The sequence below is a fragment of the Bacillus sp. HY001 genome, from assembly GCF_007558965.1.
Taxonomy (GTDB): domain Bacteria; phylum Bacillota; class Bacilli; order Bacillales; family Bacillaceae_G; genus Bacillus_A; species Bacillus_A mobilis.
Window position 1 is genome coordinate 1 of sequence record NZ_VLTE01000443.1, and the last position, 211, is coordinate 211.

1 protein-coding gene is annotated in these 211 nt (G+C 40.8%); it reads left to right on the forward strand.

The genetic code is table 11. The features are described 5' to 3' along the window. On the forward strand, nucleotides 1-166 hold a 166-nt coding region (locus FOT98_RS32155; protein ID WP_144291313.1), incomplete at its 5' end, for a zinc ribbon domain-containing protein. Between the last annotated feature and the right edge of the window lie 45 nt (nucleotides 167-211).

Here is a 211-nt window from a genome sequence, read left to right on the forward strand (position 1 = left end):
CGCTTCAAGCAAGATTTGCTCATGTTGCGGAGTAAAATACGACCATTCAGTTCAACCAGAAGGACAGTGGAGTTTAAAAATACGTGAGTGGTGTTGTGCTTCATGCAATAGCGATCACGATAGGGATGTAAATGCGTCGATAAATTTATCAAGATGGGTAAAATAAATGCTTGATAATAGGAGGTAACGATACTGCCTCGTGTGGAGTGTT